This is a genomic window from Flammeovirga sp. OC4, from assembly GCF_000812565.1.
Taxonomy (GTDB): Bacteria; Bacteroidota; Bacteroidia; order Cytophagales; family Flammeovirgaceae; genus Flammeovirga.
Genome location: NZ_JTAM01000006.1, coordinates 207,911 through 225,021, shown reverse-complemented (window position 1 = coordinate 225,021; position 17,111 = coordinate 207,911). Strand labels below are relative to the sequence as shown.

13 protein-coding genes are annotated in these 17,111 nt (G+C 34.0%); 3 read left to right on the top strand and 10 right to left on the bottom strand.

Features of this window, described 5'->3' with window-relative positions:
- Positions 1–422: 422 nt before the first annotated feature.
- The 3 genes from PL77_RS07240 to PL77_RS07230 form a co-directional block, all read right to left on the bottom strand.
- Complete coding sequence (locus tag PL77_RS07240) at positions 423–2,564, bottom strand: glycoside hydrolase family 97 protein (RefSeq protein ID WP_044203386.1); 2,142 nt, start codon at positions 2,562–2,564, stop codon at positions 423–425.
- A 200-nt stretch (positions 2,565–2,764) separates the two neighbouring features.
- Positions 2,765–4,402 carry a DUF6377 domain-containing protein gene (locus tag PL77_RS07235; protein ID WP_044203281.1) on the bottom strand — a complete coding sequence of 546 codons (1,638 nt, stop codon included), beginning with the start codon at positions 4,400–4,402 and terminating at the stop codon, positions 2,765–2,767.
- 571 nt (positions 4,403–4,973) lie between these two features.
- Complete coding sequence (locus PL77_RS07230; protein ID WP_044203279.1) at positions 4,974–6,545, bottom strand: SulP family inorganic anion transporter; 1,572 nt, start codon at positions 6,543–6,545, stop codon at positions 4,974–4,976.
- Between the two features lie 474 nt (positions 6,546–7,019).
- Here PL77_RS07230 and PL77_RS07225 point away from each other — a divergent pair, with 474 nt between their 5' ends.
- The 3 genes from PL77_RS07225 to PL77_RS07215 all read left to right on the top strand — a co-directional run bounded on the left by PL77_RS07225 (position 7,020) and on the right by PL77_RS07215 (position 9,932).
- Positions 7,020–9,074, top strand: coding sequence for a M13 family metallopeptidase (locus tag PL77_RS07225; protein WP_044203277.1), 2,055 nt, complete (start codon positions 7,020–7,022; stop codon positions 9,072–9,074).
- A gap of 454 nt (positions 9,075–9,528) precedes the next feature.
- Positions 9,529–9,720 carry a DUF6132 family protein gene (locus PL77_RS07220; protein ID WP_044203275.1) on the top strand — a complete coding sequence of 64 codons (192 nt, stop codon included), beginning with the start codon at positions 9,529–9,531 and terminating at the stop codon, positions 9,718–9,720.
- On the top strand, positions 9,717–9,932 hold the full coding sequence (locus PL77_RS07215; RefSeq protein ID WP_044203273.1) for a hypothetical protein: 216 nt from the start codon (positions 9,717–9,719) through the stop codon (positions 9,930–9,932). Before PL77_RS07220 ends, PL77_RS07215 begins: the two co-directional genes overlap by 4 nt.
- 2 nt (positions 9,933–9,934) lie before the next feature.
- On the opposite strand, the gene PL77_RS07210 is transcribed toward PL77_RS07215, so the two are convergent.
- The 7 genes from PL77_RS07210 to PL77_RS07180 form a co-directional block, all read right to left on the bottom strand.
- Positions 9,935–10,750 (bottom strand): DUF4249 family protein, encoded by an 816-nt coding sequence (locus PL77_RS07210; RefSeq protein WP_044203271.1) that lies wholly within the window; start codon positions 10,748–10,750, stop codon positions 9,935–9,937.
- Entirely contained in the window at positions 10,747–12,975 is a 2,229-nt protein-coding gene (locus PL77_RS07205) for a TonB-dependent siderophore receptor (protein ID WP_044203268.1), read from the bottom strand. The genes PL77_RS07210 and PL77_RS07205 overlap by 4 nt, the downstream gene beginning before the upstream one ends.
- 52 nt (positions 12,976–13,027) lie before the next feature.
- Positions 13,028–14,722 carry a hypothetical protein gene (locus PL77_RS07200; protein ID WP_044203265.1) on the bottom strand — a complete coding sequence of 565 codons (1,695 nt, stop codon included), beginning with the start codon at positions 14,720–14,722 and terminating at the stop codon, positions 13,028–13,030.
- 242 nt (positions 14,723–14,964) lie between these two features.
- Positions 14,965–15,816, bottom strand: coding sequence for an SDR family oxidoreductase (locus PL77_RS07195; RefSeq protein ID WP_044203264.1), 852 nt, complete (start codon positions 15,814–15,816; stop codon positions 14,965–14,967).
- Positions 15,817–15,881: 65 nt separating this feature from the next.
- On the bottom strand, positions 15,882–16,463 hold the full coding sequence (locus PL77_RS07190) for a Crp/Fnr family transcriptional regulator (RefSeq protein WP_044203262.1): 582 nt from the start codon (positions 16,461–16,463) through the stop codon (positions 15,882–15,884).
- 125 nt (positions 16,464–16,588) lie between these two features.
- A complete protein-coding gene (locus tag PL77_RS07185; protein WP_044203260.1) occupies positions 16,589–16,801 on the bottom strand; it encodes a hypothetical protein in 213 nt (70 codons plus the stop codon).
- 78 nt (positions 16,802–16,879) lie between these two features.
- Positions 16,880–17,062 (bottom strand): hypothetical protein, encoded by a 183-nt coding sequence (locus tag PL77_RS07180; RefSeq protein WP_044203258.1) that lies wholly within the window; start codon positions 17,060–17,062, stop codon positions 16,880–16,882.
- Positions 17,063–17,111: the final 49 nt, after the last annotated feature.

The window sequence follows — 17,111 nt, the reverse complement described above, 5'->3', positions numbered from 1 at the left end:
TAATAATCAACAACTTAAAACCAAAACACTTTCTACTAGACCAATTACTAATGTTCGTTAACGAACGTAATTTCCTGAAATGGCACATTTTATTGTTCATTTTTAGAAAAGTCTAATGTTACATAAAGAAAAGGTTACATCGTCAGTAGATTATTTGGTAAATATCTTTGGTTACCTAGTGATTTTTTCTAAAACTCGATCATTTTTTGACTAGGTCCCAAGGTTTCACTTCAAAGCCAATTGAGGTTCTCTTAAATGAGCTACTTTATCCGTTAAAAAAATTATGGATAAAAAAATAACCTAGCTACAAAATGCAGCTAGGTTAAATTTCTACTTTACGTTTCGAAATAAATCTCCTGCCACGACCTTTGGTATTCCAAAAGGAAGAGCAGGATGATTTTTCTATTAATCAAATTTTCAGATTATAATTTCTTTAATCCTTTTAACTCTGATTTATCTTTTGCTTCAACGATGCTGATTGCATAACCACCACCTGGAGCAGTAAATTGAGCTAATTTAGATTTGCTAGTCACAACGTATTTCTTGATTTCGTATGCTTGAGGATTGTCTTTGTAGTGAGCATCCTTAGCATCAGCATATACTGTTGCAATATATTTTTTACCTTCTGTTAAGAAATCGAATTTGATTGTAGAAGTACGAGGTGTTTCATCGTTTGTTTTACCAACGAACCAGTTGTCAGCACCTTTTTCCTTACGAGCATAAGTAATATAGTCACCTGGCTCAGCTTCTAATACCAATGTCTCGTCCCAATCGATCGCTACGTCTTTGATGAATTGGAAAGCATCCATAAACTTCTCATAGTGCTGAGGTAAGTCAGCTGCCATTTGTAATGGTGAGTACATAGTTACGTACAATGCTAACTGACGAGCTAAAGTAGTTCTAACATAAGAAGTTCTGCTTGGATCGTACTCGCTGATGTCTGTTACGAAGATACCTGGAGTGTAATCCATAGGACCACCAATCAATCTTGTGAAAGGAAGGATAGTCGTGTGATCAACGTTGTTACCAACGAATGCCTCGTACTCAGTACCTCTTGCTGATTCGTTACCGATCAAGTTAGGGTAAGTTCTGCTCAAACCTGTAGGACGAACTGCTTCGTGAGCATTTACCATGATTTTGTAATCTGCCGCTTTTTTCACTGCATATAAGTAGTGATTGTTGATCCACTGTGAGTAGTGGTGATCACCTCTTGGTAAGATTGGTCCTACATAACCTGATTTTACAGAGTTATAACCGTTATCTGCCATGAATTGGTATGCTGCATCCATGTGACGCTCGTAGTTTCTTACTGAACCAGAAGTTTCGTGGTGCATCATCATTTTGATGTTTTTAGATTTCGCATATTCACGAACTTCATCCACATCAAAGTCAGGGTAAGGAGTTACGAAGTCAAATACGTAGTCTTTAGACTTACCGAACCAGTCTTCCCATCCTTCGTTCCATCCTTCTACTAATAGCGCGTCAAATCCGTGCTCTGAAGCGAAGTCGATGTATCTTTTTACGTTTTCAGTGTTAGCTGCGTGCTTACCGTTAGGCTTCGTTTTAGAGTAATCTGTTACTCCTAAGTGTACTGAAGGTACATCATCAGTGTAAGCCCAAGAACTCATCCCTGTAATCATTTCCCACCATACACCCATGTATTTTACTGGCTTGATCCATGATACGTCTTCGATAGCACATGGCTCGTTCAAGTTCAAAGTAATTTTTGACAATAAGATATCACCTGCATTTTTTGAAGCGATAACTGTTCTCCAAGGCGTAGGACGAGGTGCTTGCATATAACCTTTTACACCTTGAGCATCTGGTGTTAAGTGAGATTCAAATACAAAGTTTTTGTCATCTAAATCCAAGTGCATACAAGAATACTCTACTAATGCAGCTTCGTGAAGGTTGATATAAGTACCTGACTCAGATTTCATCATCAATGCAGTTTGTACACCTGTCTGAGAGAAACCTTGCTGAGAAACGTTTCCTGTATATGCTTTGTCCATTAAACCTCTAATTTCAGATAATTTAGAAGTCATGTAATCATACTCTTGCGTGTCGTAGTCACCAGGAATCCACCATGCTTTGTGGTCACCTGTCATTGCAAATTGTGTTCTTTCTTCTTCAATAACGAAGTACACTAAATTCTTTTGTGAAGGGAATTCATATCTGAAACCTAGACCATCATCAAAAAGACGGAAACGAATCATCATTGTTCTGTCTGTTGATTTTTGGTTTAAAGTCACTAATAATTCATTGTAGTGATTTCTGATTTCTTTTGATTCACCCCATACTGGCTCCCAAGTTTCATCAGCCGAAGACTCTTTAGTATCTACCACTTTAAAGCCTTTGATTAAATCTTCTGAATCTTTTAATTGAAGACCTAACTTACTTTCTTTGATGATAGCTTCACCGTCTAGATCCAATGCATAAGTAGGAGTACCTTCTCCATTCACATCAAATTTTAATGTGAAGTTGCCACTAGGCGATTGGAGAGATTGTGCATTTACCTGAAAGGCAAATACTGTAATTAAAATTGCTAATAAATATGTTCTCATAACTGTGTGATTATTTTTTTCATTTCGATAACACAAACTTAGTGTATGTTTTACACCCAGAGAAGTAGAAGTTGTTAAAAAGTAGTTCAATAAAACAGCTAAATAACTGAAAAACAATATCTTAAACACAATTAAAAACACTTAAAAAGTAGTACTACTTTTTCAAGATTTATATTAAAAGAGCAAAGATTTCATGAGTTTTAATGAATATTCATTAATAATTTTTCAAAGTTCTCTCTTCCTGCCTTTGCGTTATTACGTGCTTTTGTTCTGTAGTTATAAATAGTAGTTATTGAGTACCTCAAAAATTCAGCAATCTGGGTGCTTTCTTCTATTCCTAATCTTACTAACGCAAAAACTCTCAATTCTGTATTTAATAGTTCATTCTTCTTCAAAGTAATTTTTGCATCCTCTACCATAAGATCATTATAGCTTTCTACAAAATTTGGATAAAGCTTCAAGAAAGATTGATCAAAATCTTTATAAAAGATCTTCAACTCTTGGTCAACAATTTCTTTTGACTTTAGGATTTGCAAAAGATCCTCTTTATTCGATTTATTTCCTTTTCGTAAAAGCTGTTTTCTGTAATCATCTAACTTCCCGATATAAGTAGAGCATAGTTTTAAATATCTTGCGATCGATTCCTCTTGAATATTATTGACACTCATCAGCTGCTTATTCGCATTTTCAATCTCTTGTTTACTATTTTTCAGTTCATCATTTAACTGACTCAACAACTGATTCGTCTCTTTTACCTGAGTATTAGATGCTTCTAATTCTTTCTTCTGCTTTTGGATAAAAATCATCCCGAAAATTAAAATAATCAGTAAAACGCAGACTATTGTAGAAAAAATCATGATATACTTCCTTACTTTTTCTCTATTTTCTTGATAAGAATGATCTATTAAAGGTAAAATCTCTAGCACTTCTGCTCTTCTTAACTGTGCGTTACTTTCCACTGCATCATCTAAGGCCACTTTAATATAATGATAAGCCCTGCTCAATTCATTGTTTTTATAAAGTTCCAAAGCTAATTCTCTTAATGAAGTATGCTCTTTTACACCATTTAGAATATCAGACTGGGATGATAGTGTGAGAAAATCTATTTTTTTGTCAATTAAACCTTTTCGACCGTAGGCATCTGCTAAAGTATAAGCTGTTGAAGCATACACCCTATCTTCTATTTTAACTCCCTCCAAAATATCTTCTAAAATGGTAATCGCTTCGTCTAAACGCCCAATTTCTTTGTATAATTCCGCCTTTGCTAAATGATGTCCTAAATCGTTTTCTGGTAGAGCATCCATCAAATTTCTCTCATATCCTTCCCATTTATGTCTGTATTTCATTCTAATAGAAGATGTAATTCTTAAAGAAGATAATGTATTGTACAAGACGGCATTAATGGAATAAAAGTAAGCTTGAAACTGTGGGGGTAATTCTACACCTTCATATTGATCTAAAATAGCCACTGACTCATGGTATAAACCTACCAAAATATAAGCTTGGGCTAATAATAAATTAGATTCAATCGTTGTATTTTCATTTTTAAAAGTTGATGCCAATCTGACTCCTCTTCTTGAATAAAGAAGTGCCGAATCTGCATTATAAGGAAGGTATTTTTGGGTAATTCTTTTGATTAATTCGTATTCTCTGACTGGATCTTTCTCTATTTCTAATAGTTGATTTATAGTTCTTATATCACTTTTTCTTTTCTCAAAATAAGATTCTCTCTGTTCCAACAATTCATCCAACCTATTTAACAGTTGCTCGTCATCTGTTTTTAAAGAAAATGACGAACACAAAATCAGTATTCCAAAAAGGAGTTGTGCTAAACGCATATTGTAAATTTATTCAATGACCTGATTAAAGTTAATCCAATTATCAAGGTAAAATAACTAAATCAGTAAAATATTTACTTCAAATTAAATACTTATCCACAAAAAAAGAGACCTATGAGATCTCTTTTTTTCCTCTAACAATTTTTCATTGTTCTACATTCTTTTTACCAAGTATCTGTTCTGTTCTGCTTCTTAATAATTATTCAAAACAATAATTATGAGAAGCAATCTATAACCATTTTCATTTTCATATTTCCAGGAAGATTCGGTTAATACAATGTGTCCAATTAACCGAAGTAGTATAATGAATTGTAATAACCATCTTAAGTAGTTTTGCTACTTCTGATAGTGTTTTAATTTGATTTATTCATTTTCATATTTACATGACATTACAATCTTAAGCATTAAATTACCTTTAATCGTTCTACTTACGTTTATTCAGGTACCACTTTATAAATAAACACCACCAACAGCCTCTAATAGCAAATAAACGCACTTTTATCATCTAAAAAAAAGACAGACTATCATTTAAAAATAGCACCTCTTTTAGCGTTTAATAAGGAAAAATGAATTAATGAATTTCTTCTCTGGTCTCTTGAGAGTTATTTTGATCTTCAAAACCAATTAATTTCACTTTTATATTTCTAGTGAGAGCATTTTTCTTGAAGTCTTCAATGATTTCCATGACATCAGGGTGCATAGAATGGTTCTTTGTGGCATCAATAATTACTTCGCTATCATTAGGCATATTCTTCAAAGTTCTAAGAATACTAGCCTTATTCAAGAAGCTTACATCTTCTGCTAGTTGTATATGAATTGGTTCCTCACTATTCAAATAGTTTGGATCAAGGTGATACGGAATTTTAAAGTTATTCCATAAAATATGAATGACACCTACAACCATACCTAGCCCGATCCCCTTCAATAAATCTGTAAACACAATACCAACTACCGTCACTACAAAAGGTAAGAAGAGAGAAAAATCCTTTCTATAAAGCTCAATAAATTGCTTAGGGTTGGTCAGTTTATAACCAATCACTAAAAGTATAGAAGCCAAACAAGCTAAAGGAATAAGGTTTAAAATCTTCGGGATACCCATCACACATATCAGTAAGAAAATACCATGTAGAAAAGCGGATGCTTTGGTTCTACCTCCCGTTTGAATATTGGCTGAACTTCGAACAATTACTTGAGTGATTGGAAGTCCTCCTATTAATCCTGAAACAATATTACCAGTTCCTTGAGCAATTAATTCACGGTTGGTTGGTGTGACTCTTTTTTGTGGATCCAACTTGTCTGTCGCTTCTACGGAAAGTAGTGTTTCTAAACTCCCAACGATGGCGAGGGTCAATGCTACAATATAAACTTGAGTGTTGGCTAATTGAGAAAAATCTGGTGTGGTAAACTGTCCGAAGAAGTCCGTTAAACTATCAGCTACAGGTAATGCTACTAAATGCTCTTTTTCAATATCCAACACTGGAATGTCATCGAAAAGCACATTCAAAACTACTCCTAAGCCAACGGCAATTAGTGGACCCGGCACTCTAGCCAACATTGTTTTTTTGATAATTGGTCTTTCCCATAGTATTAAAATTGTGAGAGAGACAATGGATATAATCACTGCTCCTGGAGTGATGGCCTCAAACATATAGAACAATTCACTAAAAGTGTTATGCCCATCAACTTGGAAGAAAGAGAAATCTCCTTCAGGATCTTCGTCATATCCCAAAGCATGTGGTATTTGTTTTAAGAAAATAATCAAACCGATACCACTCAACATGCCTTTGATTACTGAAGAAGGAAAATAATAACCAATGACGCCAGCTTTGAGTAAACCCAAAATGATTTGAAAAACACCTGCGAAAACTACTGCTAACAAAAAAGTCTCAAATGTACCTAGATCGTGAATCGCATTGAGAACAATCACAGCTAAACCAGCTGCTGGGCCACTTACACCCAATGAGGAGCCACTTACCAATGAAACAATGATACCTCCAACAATACCGGCAATAATTCCTGAAAAAAGAGGAGCTCCTGAAGCCAAGGCAATCCCTAAACACAACGGCATAGCAACTAGGAACACCACTATACTTGCAGGAAGGTCATACCTTAAGTTTGAAAAAAAATTTGATGATTGATTCATAATGTTAGTATAAGGATTGTGAAAACAGGCAGATCAAAAATATCCGTCGTTTTTAGCGAGTATTATGCCTACCTACCTAATATTAACAGGAGAAAGTTGTGCTATTTCGTCTTAAAATTTCGTACCTACCTTTTTATTTGGTTATAGTGAATAGTTGTGCTTCTCAATACTCATGATTCGGTTCAAAAATAAAATCTAAAACAACCGATCATCTTTATCCTGTTACTTAAGCACTGCGACAAAAAATAAATAAGAATTAACTGTAAGATATTTCTGACTTAGTACTTAATCAATTTATATACAAATGTTTATTGGTTGAAGAAACATATGTGTTGTTTAACAATATTATCAAAAAATACGACTTTTTCATGTATTTGTTTAAACAAATAGTTTGTTGATATTGGTTTTTAAGCTTTTTCGTATAAAATTTTATTATACATTTGCTAAACAAACATTGAAATATAAATCATTAGAATGAAAACTCTATTAACAAAAGCTCTTAGTGTCACGCTAGGTGTGAGTTCTTTGTTGTGTACTTCTTGTGGTAATCAAACTGCTAAAGATGAAGTAACAGCTGAAAAAGCACTTGACCTTTCGAACATGGACACTTCTATCAAACCAGGTCAAAACTTCTACACTTATGCCAACGGGGGTTGGATGAAAAAAGCGACTATTCCTGCTGACAGAGGCAGATGGGGTAGCTTTGATGAATTACGTGAGCGTAATGAAAAAGCAACACTTGATGTACTAAACAATGCTATCGCTTCAGGTAAACTAAAAGAAGGCAGCGACGAAATGAAAGCTGTTTATGTTTACAAAAGTGGTATGGACTCTACTACTATTGAGAAGTTGGGTGCACAACCTCTTGCTCCATACATGGCACTTGTTGATGGATTGAAATCTAAAGAGGGCCTTCAAGCAGTCTTGACGGAATTACACAAGTCACAAACAGGTGTTATTTTTGGGCCAAGCGTATTCCAAGACTTAAAAAACAGTGAAATCCAATCTTTCTATATTGGTTATAGTGGTCTAGGTCTTCCAAACAAGGATTATTATACAAAGCAAGATTCTGCATCAAAAGCAACTAGAGAACAATATGTACAACATATCGCTAACATGTTTGACTTATTGACTATTCCTAATGCAGAAAAGGCAGCACAACAAGTATTTGAGTTCGAAAATACTTTAGCGGAATTCAACCTTACTCCAGTTGAATCAAGAGATCCTCGAAGAATGTATAACCCTTATACAGTAGCGGATCTTCAAAAAATTTGTAAGACTATTGACTGGACTCAATACTTAAAAGACATCAATGTCGCTACTGAAAATGTAATCGTTACCCATCCTCCGTACTTTGAGGAGTTGGATAATATGATTGAGAATACATCATTGGAAACTATCCAATTGTATTTAAAATGGCACTTAGTTCACGAAGCAGCTCCTTATTTAAGCAGTCAATTTGTTGATGAAAGTTTCGACTTCTATGGTAAGAAAATGAGAGGTTTAGAAGAAAACCGTCCTCGTTGGAAGCGTGTATTAGGTACAACAAACGGTCTTGTTGGTTTTGCCGTGGGTAAACTTTATGTTCAAGAGGTATTCCCTGAGGAAGCGAAGCAAAAAGCGGATAAAATGGTAGCCAATATCAAAGAAGCTTTTGCAAAGCGTATTAAGGGAGTGGATTGGATGACTCCAGAAACAAAAGAAAAAGCACTTACTAAACTAGAGGCGTTCAATGTGAAAATTGGCTACCCTGACAAGTGGGAAACGTATGAAGATCTTGAAGTTTCAAAAGATACTTACTTCCAAAATATCGTGAACAGTAGCAAATTAGAATTTGTGAAAAACATGAAGGAATACGGTAAGCCGGTTGACAAAACTAAATGGGGTATGACTCCTCAAACAGTAAATGCTTACTACCACCCATTGTACAATGAGATTGTATTCCCTGCCGCTATCTTACAACCTCCTTTCTATAACTACCAAGCAGATGAAGCTGTAAACTACGGTGGTATTGGTGCTGTTATTGGTCACGAAATTTCTCATGGTTTTGATGATTCAGGACGTCGTTTTGATGCTCATGGTGAAATGAAAGACTGGTGGACTGAAAACGATGATACTGCTTTCAAAGGAAAAGCGGAAATGGTAATTCAACAATACAATGGTTATGAGCCAATTGAAGGTTTACACATCAACGGTGAACTTACATTGGGAGAAAACATTGCTGACCTTGGCGGTGTTGCTGTTGCGTATGATGGTTTACAACGTTATTTATCATTATTACCTGAAAAGCCAGGTAACATTGATGGTTTCACACCTGAGCAACGTTTCTTCCTTTCATGGGCTACTATCTGGAGAACAAAATCTAGAGAAGAAGCGCTAAGAACGCAGATTCAAACAGATCCTCACTCTCCAGGTCAATACAGAGCTGTAGGTCCATTATCAGATTTTGATCCGTTCTATACGGCATTCAATATTGTAGAAGGTGATTCTATGTATGTTGCCCCTGCTGAGAGAGCTAAGGTTTGGTAAACATCTTAGAGGTATGAATAATGTGTTTTACATTACTCATTAATCAACAACTCAATTTTAGGAAAGTAAGATTCGTCTTGCTTTCCTAATTTTTTACATAAAAAAAACAGCCCACAAATTGCGGGCTGCATTTCCTCATTTTTAATTGTTTGTAATCTATATCTATCTTCAATAGAAATAAACTACGCAATGCTTTAATTAATGGATTAAAGTCATTTGCTTACTACTATCTTGACTACTTTACAAAGGTAATAACATTGATCACATCACCCTATCAAAAACTGATTAAAAACTAACAGATAATAATTACTTGCATTTATTAACAACCTTATACCAATTATTCAAGGTTTAGATCTCATTTCTTATCAACAAAAACATTTAACTTAAGACTTACGTAACACATGTTACATAATATGCCATTCAAAAACGTAACTTTACAAAAAAAGAAAACAACATGAAATTACTCCAAGCATACAAATTTCACTTGATCGGCTTAGTAGTCGGTGCAGTTTTAGGTTATCTTTATTATAGTCAAATTGGATGTATAACCGGTACTTGTGCTATCACTTCTCAGCCCATCAACAGTACATTATATGGAAGCGTAATGGGAGTATTAATTACTGATTTTTTTAAAAAGGAAAAATGAATATTGAATCTTTGAAACACAATTGGCCTATCACAAGGATACTATGGTTAGTATTGGGTATTGCCATTCTCATTCCATCATTAATGGATAATGATATTGTAGGCATAGTGATTGGGGCTTTTCTTAGTATTGTGATGGGAGTAATGAAAGTTGGATGCAAGTCTTCAAAAAGTTGCTGTGGGAATGGAAATGACAGCTGTGGGTGCGGTTAAACCTACTTGTGCGTCACGGTCTGATTTTTCAAATCCTTCACCGAATAGTTTATACTAATAGTATCATTTGCAAAAAATGTAAAAATGCCTTTCCCGTTTTCAATATTAGAATAGATCGTATCGGCTTTTACTGTAGGTTCTATATTTGCCAAATAGGCATTTCGAACAGACTGTTCATACAAATAATGATCTTTTGAAATTTTTGATAAAATAAAACTCGAAGAGTCTGCCTCTATCAACCGCTCTATTTTTTCATTGATCTCAACTCTTTTCAATTCCTTTCCGACATAATGTGTCTTACTAAACACTAAAACTGAATCTCTGACATAGAGATAAGCGAGCGTTTTATAATAGTCTGAATCCTCTCCTCTTTCAAAATAAAACCCTACGCGTTGATCTGAACCAAAATAGATTGAGTCTAATTTTATTGGGGATAAAACTGTTGTTTCAGAAGTTAGAAAAAGAGAATCTTTATAATTGATGGAAAGTGTAATTTCACCTTTATCAAACATCACCTCTTTCGCAGAGACATAGTTAATAAATCGCTGATCTGAACTTCTTGTATAGGGAAGGTTGAGCAGAGGATAATCCTTCTTGTTTGTCATGATATTCACATCTGCATACCAAACTGGCTTCAAAACCAATTCATCAGTCAGTAAAATATTATGAATCACAGTCATTTCAATCTTTCGATTATTCGTTAAATAAGCTTCAATAGCCAAAAACCGTTTCTCTTTTATAGGTATATCAATAATTTCTTCATCATAACTACACCCCATAAAGACCAACAAAATTGAAATTAGAAGCATTTGTTTCATAACTGATAAGTAATTTTAAAAGAGGGAAGAAATGGTATGAGTGCTTTTTTATGCCCTTGAATTAATGATGGTTCATCGTTTCTTTCCACCTTTTCAAAACTAACAAAATAAGCATTTTTATTATTGTAGATATTGAAAATACTCAATGTGAGCTGAAGTTGATTGGAACGTATAGGAATGAAATAATTCATGCTGACATCCATTCTATGACTAGGCGGTAATTCAAAATTATTTCTCTGATCATAAACAGGTACAACAAATGAAGTATGCTCATTGGATGGAGTAGATAAGATGAATGATTCAGGAATTGTGATTCTTTGTCCAGTGGAATAATACCAATTACAGTTCAAGGATAGTCGTTTATTGATTTTTTTATGTAATGCTAAAGTAATTTGATGTTGGGGAGAATAAGAATTTGGATAGGGATTACCATTATGAATCTCATCACTGCTCCTTTCCGACTCCAAATAAGTGTAAGACGCTCTGATTGGAGTGTTTAGAAAGGTAGATTTAATTTCAAACTCAGCACCTCTGATGTGCTCCACTCCTTGTGTTATTTGCTCATGATCCCATGGATTATATAAATAATCAGAACCATCCTTATAGTCTATTACATTTCGTTTATCATTATAAAATAGTCCAATATTTAATGCCAACTCACCTAAAATTTTCACTTTGTAATCAACCTGAAAATTATCTGATAGAAGTGGTGAAAGCGTTTCATTCGTCCATTCCCACATATCTATTGGCATATCAAAACCAATATAAGGGAGATAATGAATGTTCTGAAAACTTCTATTATAAGAAAAATTGACTGAATGATGACGGATTTCAAAATTCAAAGACAACCTTGGGGCTAGCTGTAAATCTCTAAAATTTTGTCTGATATAATAATTGACATTTACCCCTCCATTAATAGCCAAAAACCGGTTTATCTGATAATAGAGATGTGATGAGATATTTTGCTGATGTATTTGTGAAATATCATTTTTGAGAGTCCGATCAACACTAGAAGTGGAAATCCAATCGTTGTTCACATCACCTCTGACCTGTTGGTATTCAATAGTAGACTCTAACTTCAGTTTCGGATTTATATCCTGAAAAAGTTTTATACCTAGCACATAACTATTCAAATTATTACGAGCTAAAGTTGTATCTGTTTCTGATGTTGAAGAATGTATAAAATTAAATTGATTACTATTGAAGCCTGAATAAAACTCCCAAACCCCTATGTTAGACAATTTCAAGTAATTCATTGATAATGTCTGACCAGACCAATCACTTTTAATAGCATTATTATTTAAAGATGATTTTATGTTATCATGCGATAGAATGTAGGTTACATTGAATTTGTCATTAGTATCCATTTTCCTTACAATATTGACACTAAAATCATCAAAACCATATATAGGAATCAAGTCTTCTTTCTTGATCGCATTGTAATAACTTCCGAGCCAATCTAAATAAGCCCTTCGGTACCCTAAATCTACTTTGGTTTTCTCATTGACTCTAATTTTTGCATAGGCTTCAGAACTCAATGTTCCTAATGCTAATTTCAATGCACTCTTTTGTGGGATTTCTTGATCAACATCGACTGTCAAAAAACTTGTCACTCCATTGTACATTGCAGAAGGAAAATAGCCCTTATGAAATGATACTTTTCTTAATAAATCTTCTTGATAATTACTGGCCAACCCAAACAGGTGATTGGAAGAATACTGAGGTATATTATTAAATAAAATTCTACTTTCACCTCTATGCCCTCCCCTAACATATAAACCCGATTGTGTATCATTAGTAACCGTTACACCGGGAAGTACTTGAAGATTTCTCTCTAAATTAAACGAAGAAAGAAATGAAGGTGAAAGATCTACTATTTCACTTCTTGAAAATTGAATAGCTTTTTCTTCTTCTAATATTTTTCCTTCAACAGCAACCATTTCCAATGTATCAACCTTAGATATTAGATAAATCGTAGTATCATGATTTAGGTTCACCAAAATGGTTTGATAATTCCAATGTGCAAGAAAAAGGCTATCATAATGAGAGGCTATTTGAAATTTTCCATTATGATCACTCTCCGTAATTTTTTGTTGGTTTAAACTAATTACCGATACGGCCTGAATAGGCTGTAAGTTTCTTTTATCCTTTACAGTAACGCTAATTTGAGCTTCAGTAAAGTAAGAATAGCAGATGAATAAAATGAAGAGAATAAAAAAACGCATCTCAATAAAAAAAGCAGAGAGAGTGGGTAAACTCTCTCTGCAACATGAAAATTTATCGTTTTACAGTATAATCCATGATTCCTTCATACATGAGGTATTCTCCTCCGTCTGACATTAGTAATTGTACAGATTCAGGATAACCTCCTTTATTAAAGTCTTTATATTCAAATCGAATAGATGAATTGTCTTCCATTGAGAATACTCTTTTGGGAGCTTTCGTCAGTTCTAATTGTTCCAACTCTGGAAGCATTGCATTGATGGAGTGACCAAAGAAGTTTTTCATATTGTCATAGTACTCCATTCTTAAAGACGGTCTGAATCCCGCCTCTTTCACCATATGATAGTCATATTCCACTCTCCCTGTTTCATCATTAAAGAAGCTTCCATATTCAAAAACAGCATCATGGTAAGACCATATTTCTATCGGGTTTAAGTCTGAATCATACAACACTTTGAAAAGTGTATCTCCTTCGCTGTCACCACTCTTTGCTACAGTACTTGTTAATTTACCATTAGCATCATAGTTATAAATCAACTCTCCATCAGACTTCACAAATTGACCCCCGTCTTTGTAATACTCCTCTGCTTTTGAAAGATTCCCTCCAGTGTAAGACATTTGAATGTATTCATCATAGTCACCGCCTTGCTCATCAGTAGCATACATTTTTGATAGGTTTTCACCATCGTACTCTCTATACAAATAACCTGAACTTAACACATCACCTTTTTCGACCTGTAGGATGTTGGTGTAAGTAGTATAAAGAATGTAATATAGCTGTCCATCCGACTCAACTAGTGGTATGTATTCATAAATTTCAGTGTCTGATTTTTTCTCAATCTTATTGGGTAAATAAGTATCAGAGCTGAAATCTGCAGGAGTTGCTTCGCTGATAAGAATATCTTCAAAATCTATCCCGTTTAAATAAAAACCGAAGCCTTCATCGTTTTCATCTAATAATTCTAAAGCTTCTGTTTCAGTATTATGTACAATTTGTAGACCTGGAACTGAAAAAATACCTGAGGAATAAGTGTTGGTTCTTGCTGAAGATTCAAATACATCTCCTACCGTATAATCATAACTATACAGACCATCAAAGTAATAGTTCCAGTCATAATACACTTCTTGTCTTGTTGCATACTCCATTGACTCTGTATAGGATATTTTCCCATTTTCAAAAGTATGCTTCAAAGTACTTACAGGAATCACATCACCATTTTCCACATCATTGATTGTTGCGGATTCAATCTGAAAATCATCAGTGTACTCGAAGCTTGCCATTTCAAAAGCGCCAAGTTGAAGAGATTTAAAGAAATACATTCCATCTACGTCAACCAATTTGCTGTTGTCGATTTCTCCATCTTTGATAGTAAAATCAAAACGATAAACCACATCGTTACTCATCGTAATGACTAACTCACCAGTTTCATCATCAAATTCGATGCTTTCAATTCCTGTTCCATCGGTACCATTTGCACCATCCGAACCATTGGTTCCATCAGCACCATCAATACCATCGGTACCAAACACTGATTCGGGGAAAGTAATAGTAGCTGTTTGTCCATTTTCAAAGGTAATGGTCATGGACATACCATCGTCTGACATTCGATACGAAGTAACATTTCCATTGCCAATCAGTTCGGCAATTTCTTCTGGGGTTTGGTCGATTGGCGTTTCTTCTGTTGGCGTACAACAAAATACAAAAAACGCAAAAAGGGCAAGAATAATCTTGTTTGAAATAGTTTTCATAAAATAAAATTTGCTTTGTGCAGTAAAGAATTTAACATTAACATTTCAATATTAAGGACCTTATCTTGAAAAGACTAACAACTTACACAACAATTTCTAACCATTAACAATTGTTAACCCAGAAATGAAAACAATTAATTTAAATAAGTAATACAATATATTCAGTTTCCATATTGTATTTTAAGAAGTTTAGAATATAGTTTTTAAGACGGGTAAAAAGAGCTCTTTTTTTGAAGTAAAAATTAAACGTTGTCTTTGACTTTTTGATTGAAAAATTCTTCTAAATGATGTCTTCCGTATTGGTCCGCGATATTATCAAAAGCCATCAATGTAAGGAAAAACTCTAGAGGACCATAGAACTTAGAAGAAGTAAATACTCTCAGGCTTGAGATGATTATTTTCCTTATCCAATCAGGAATATGAACAATTTTCACTCTCTTGTTCCAAGCTTCTAAAGCCAAAGTGGATAGTTCATTTTGTGTAAAAACATCAGGTCCTCCAACTACTACTTCTGATTCAGAGGAACTTATTTTATCAACACAAACTTTTGCTAAATCTTCACCATGAATTGGGTTTAGTTTATACTCTCCATTTCCAAATAAATACACCGTTCCATTTTTGGCCATATCTAAGAAATCAGTCATATCAGAGAAGAAGCCATTGGGACGCATGATGGTATAATCTAATCCAGAAACTTTTAAGGCATCCACAAATTTTTCTTTTGCCTCAAATATTTTTAAATGACGCAACTGCTCCCCTCCGATTGCCGAAACATATAAAAAAGACTTCACTTTAGATTGTTTTGCCTCCTCTAATAAGTTCATATTTCCTTGGAAATCTACATCCATATACGTCATACCATCTCTCTGACGAGTAATACCTATAGATGAAAATACCCAATCAATATTCTCTGTAATCCCCTTTAAAGTTTCAGGTTTTGTCACTTCACCAATAAAAAAATCCTCAACTCCGTTGAACATTTCTTTTTGGCTTTCCTTTCGGATTAAAACTCTAACATTAAATCCTCTTTTTTGAAGCTCTTTTACCAAATACTGTCCTAAGTATCCGGTAGCTCCTGCTACTAATACATTCATGATTCTCTTTGATTTTGTGATATTTCAAAGGTAATCATGGGATAAATAAATGCTCTTGACGATCGTCAAGAACGCTCTTTTTTGTAAATTCTTGCTTTGATTCTACTTAATGTTTCCGGCGAAACACCTAAGAAAGAGGCGATGTATTGTTGAGGTACTCTTTGAACTAAATCACCTTTTGTTTTTAAAAGATCCTGATACCTTTCTTCTGCTGATTTTGTAATAAAAGAAGCTAATACTTTTTGATAAGTGATCAATTCATTTTCAGTGGCCACCCTGGCAATAATTTCTAACTTAGGGAAACCACCTATTAATCTTTCAATCATTGTTTTTGTGAAAACATAAATCTCAGTTTCCTCTAATGCTTGGTAGTTTTCAATAGCAGGAACATTATAAGTATAGCTTTCTCCTGCACAAATAAACTGTCCTTCTGTATAAAAGAAAGCCGTTTTGTCATTACCGTCAACATTGTAAAATAGCCTAACACAACCTTTGGTCACGAAATAGATTTCATCTGAAATTTTACCTTCTGAAAAAATTACTTCTCCTTTAGCAAAAGTTCTTTTGAAAATCGCTTGTTCTAATGTTCTCTGCTCAGATGGAGTGAGTGTTGTATATGCCTGTAATTGCTCTAATAACTGTTCCATATCTAATTTTTAATGAAAATAAGGTACGACAACAATTTCACACAAAAAAAGAGTAACAATAAATTTCTTTACCGTTACTCTTCAATCTATATATTCAATATTATAATTTCAGAATTACTTTATTCTTAATTATCAAAACCTGGATCAGTCTCTCCTTCTTCAATTGGATGTTCTGGAGATGGATGGTCAAAACCTGGATCTATTTCTCCTGGATTACCAAAACCTGGATCTACATAATCTGGATTTTCATAACCTGGGTCTATTGGTTCAATATCATTACTTTCTGAACATGAGAACATAAACATTGCTAAAACTGCTGGCAAAATAAACTTTTTCATAATAGGTATAATTTTTTTAATGTAGTCAATAGTAATTTGTAATATTTTATTTAATTAACAAGTTGTGATCTTCTAAGATTAATTGTTATCCTCTTCAATTGGGTTTTCAGGAGAAGGATGATCAAAACCTGGATCAACTTCTTCATATATTGGATTTTCCGGCACTGGATTAATTGGATTAATAGGTTCAATGTCATTATTATTTTCAGAACAAGAGAACATAAACATCGCTAAAACTGCAGGTAAAATGAACTTTTTCATAATAGTAAATTTGTTTTAATGTAGACAATAATAATTTGTAGTAACTTCC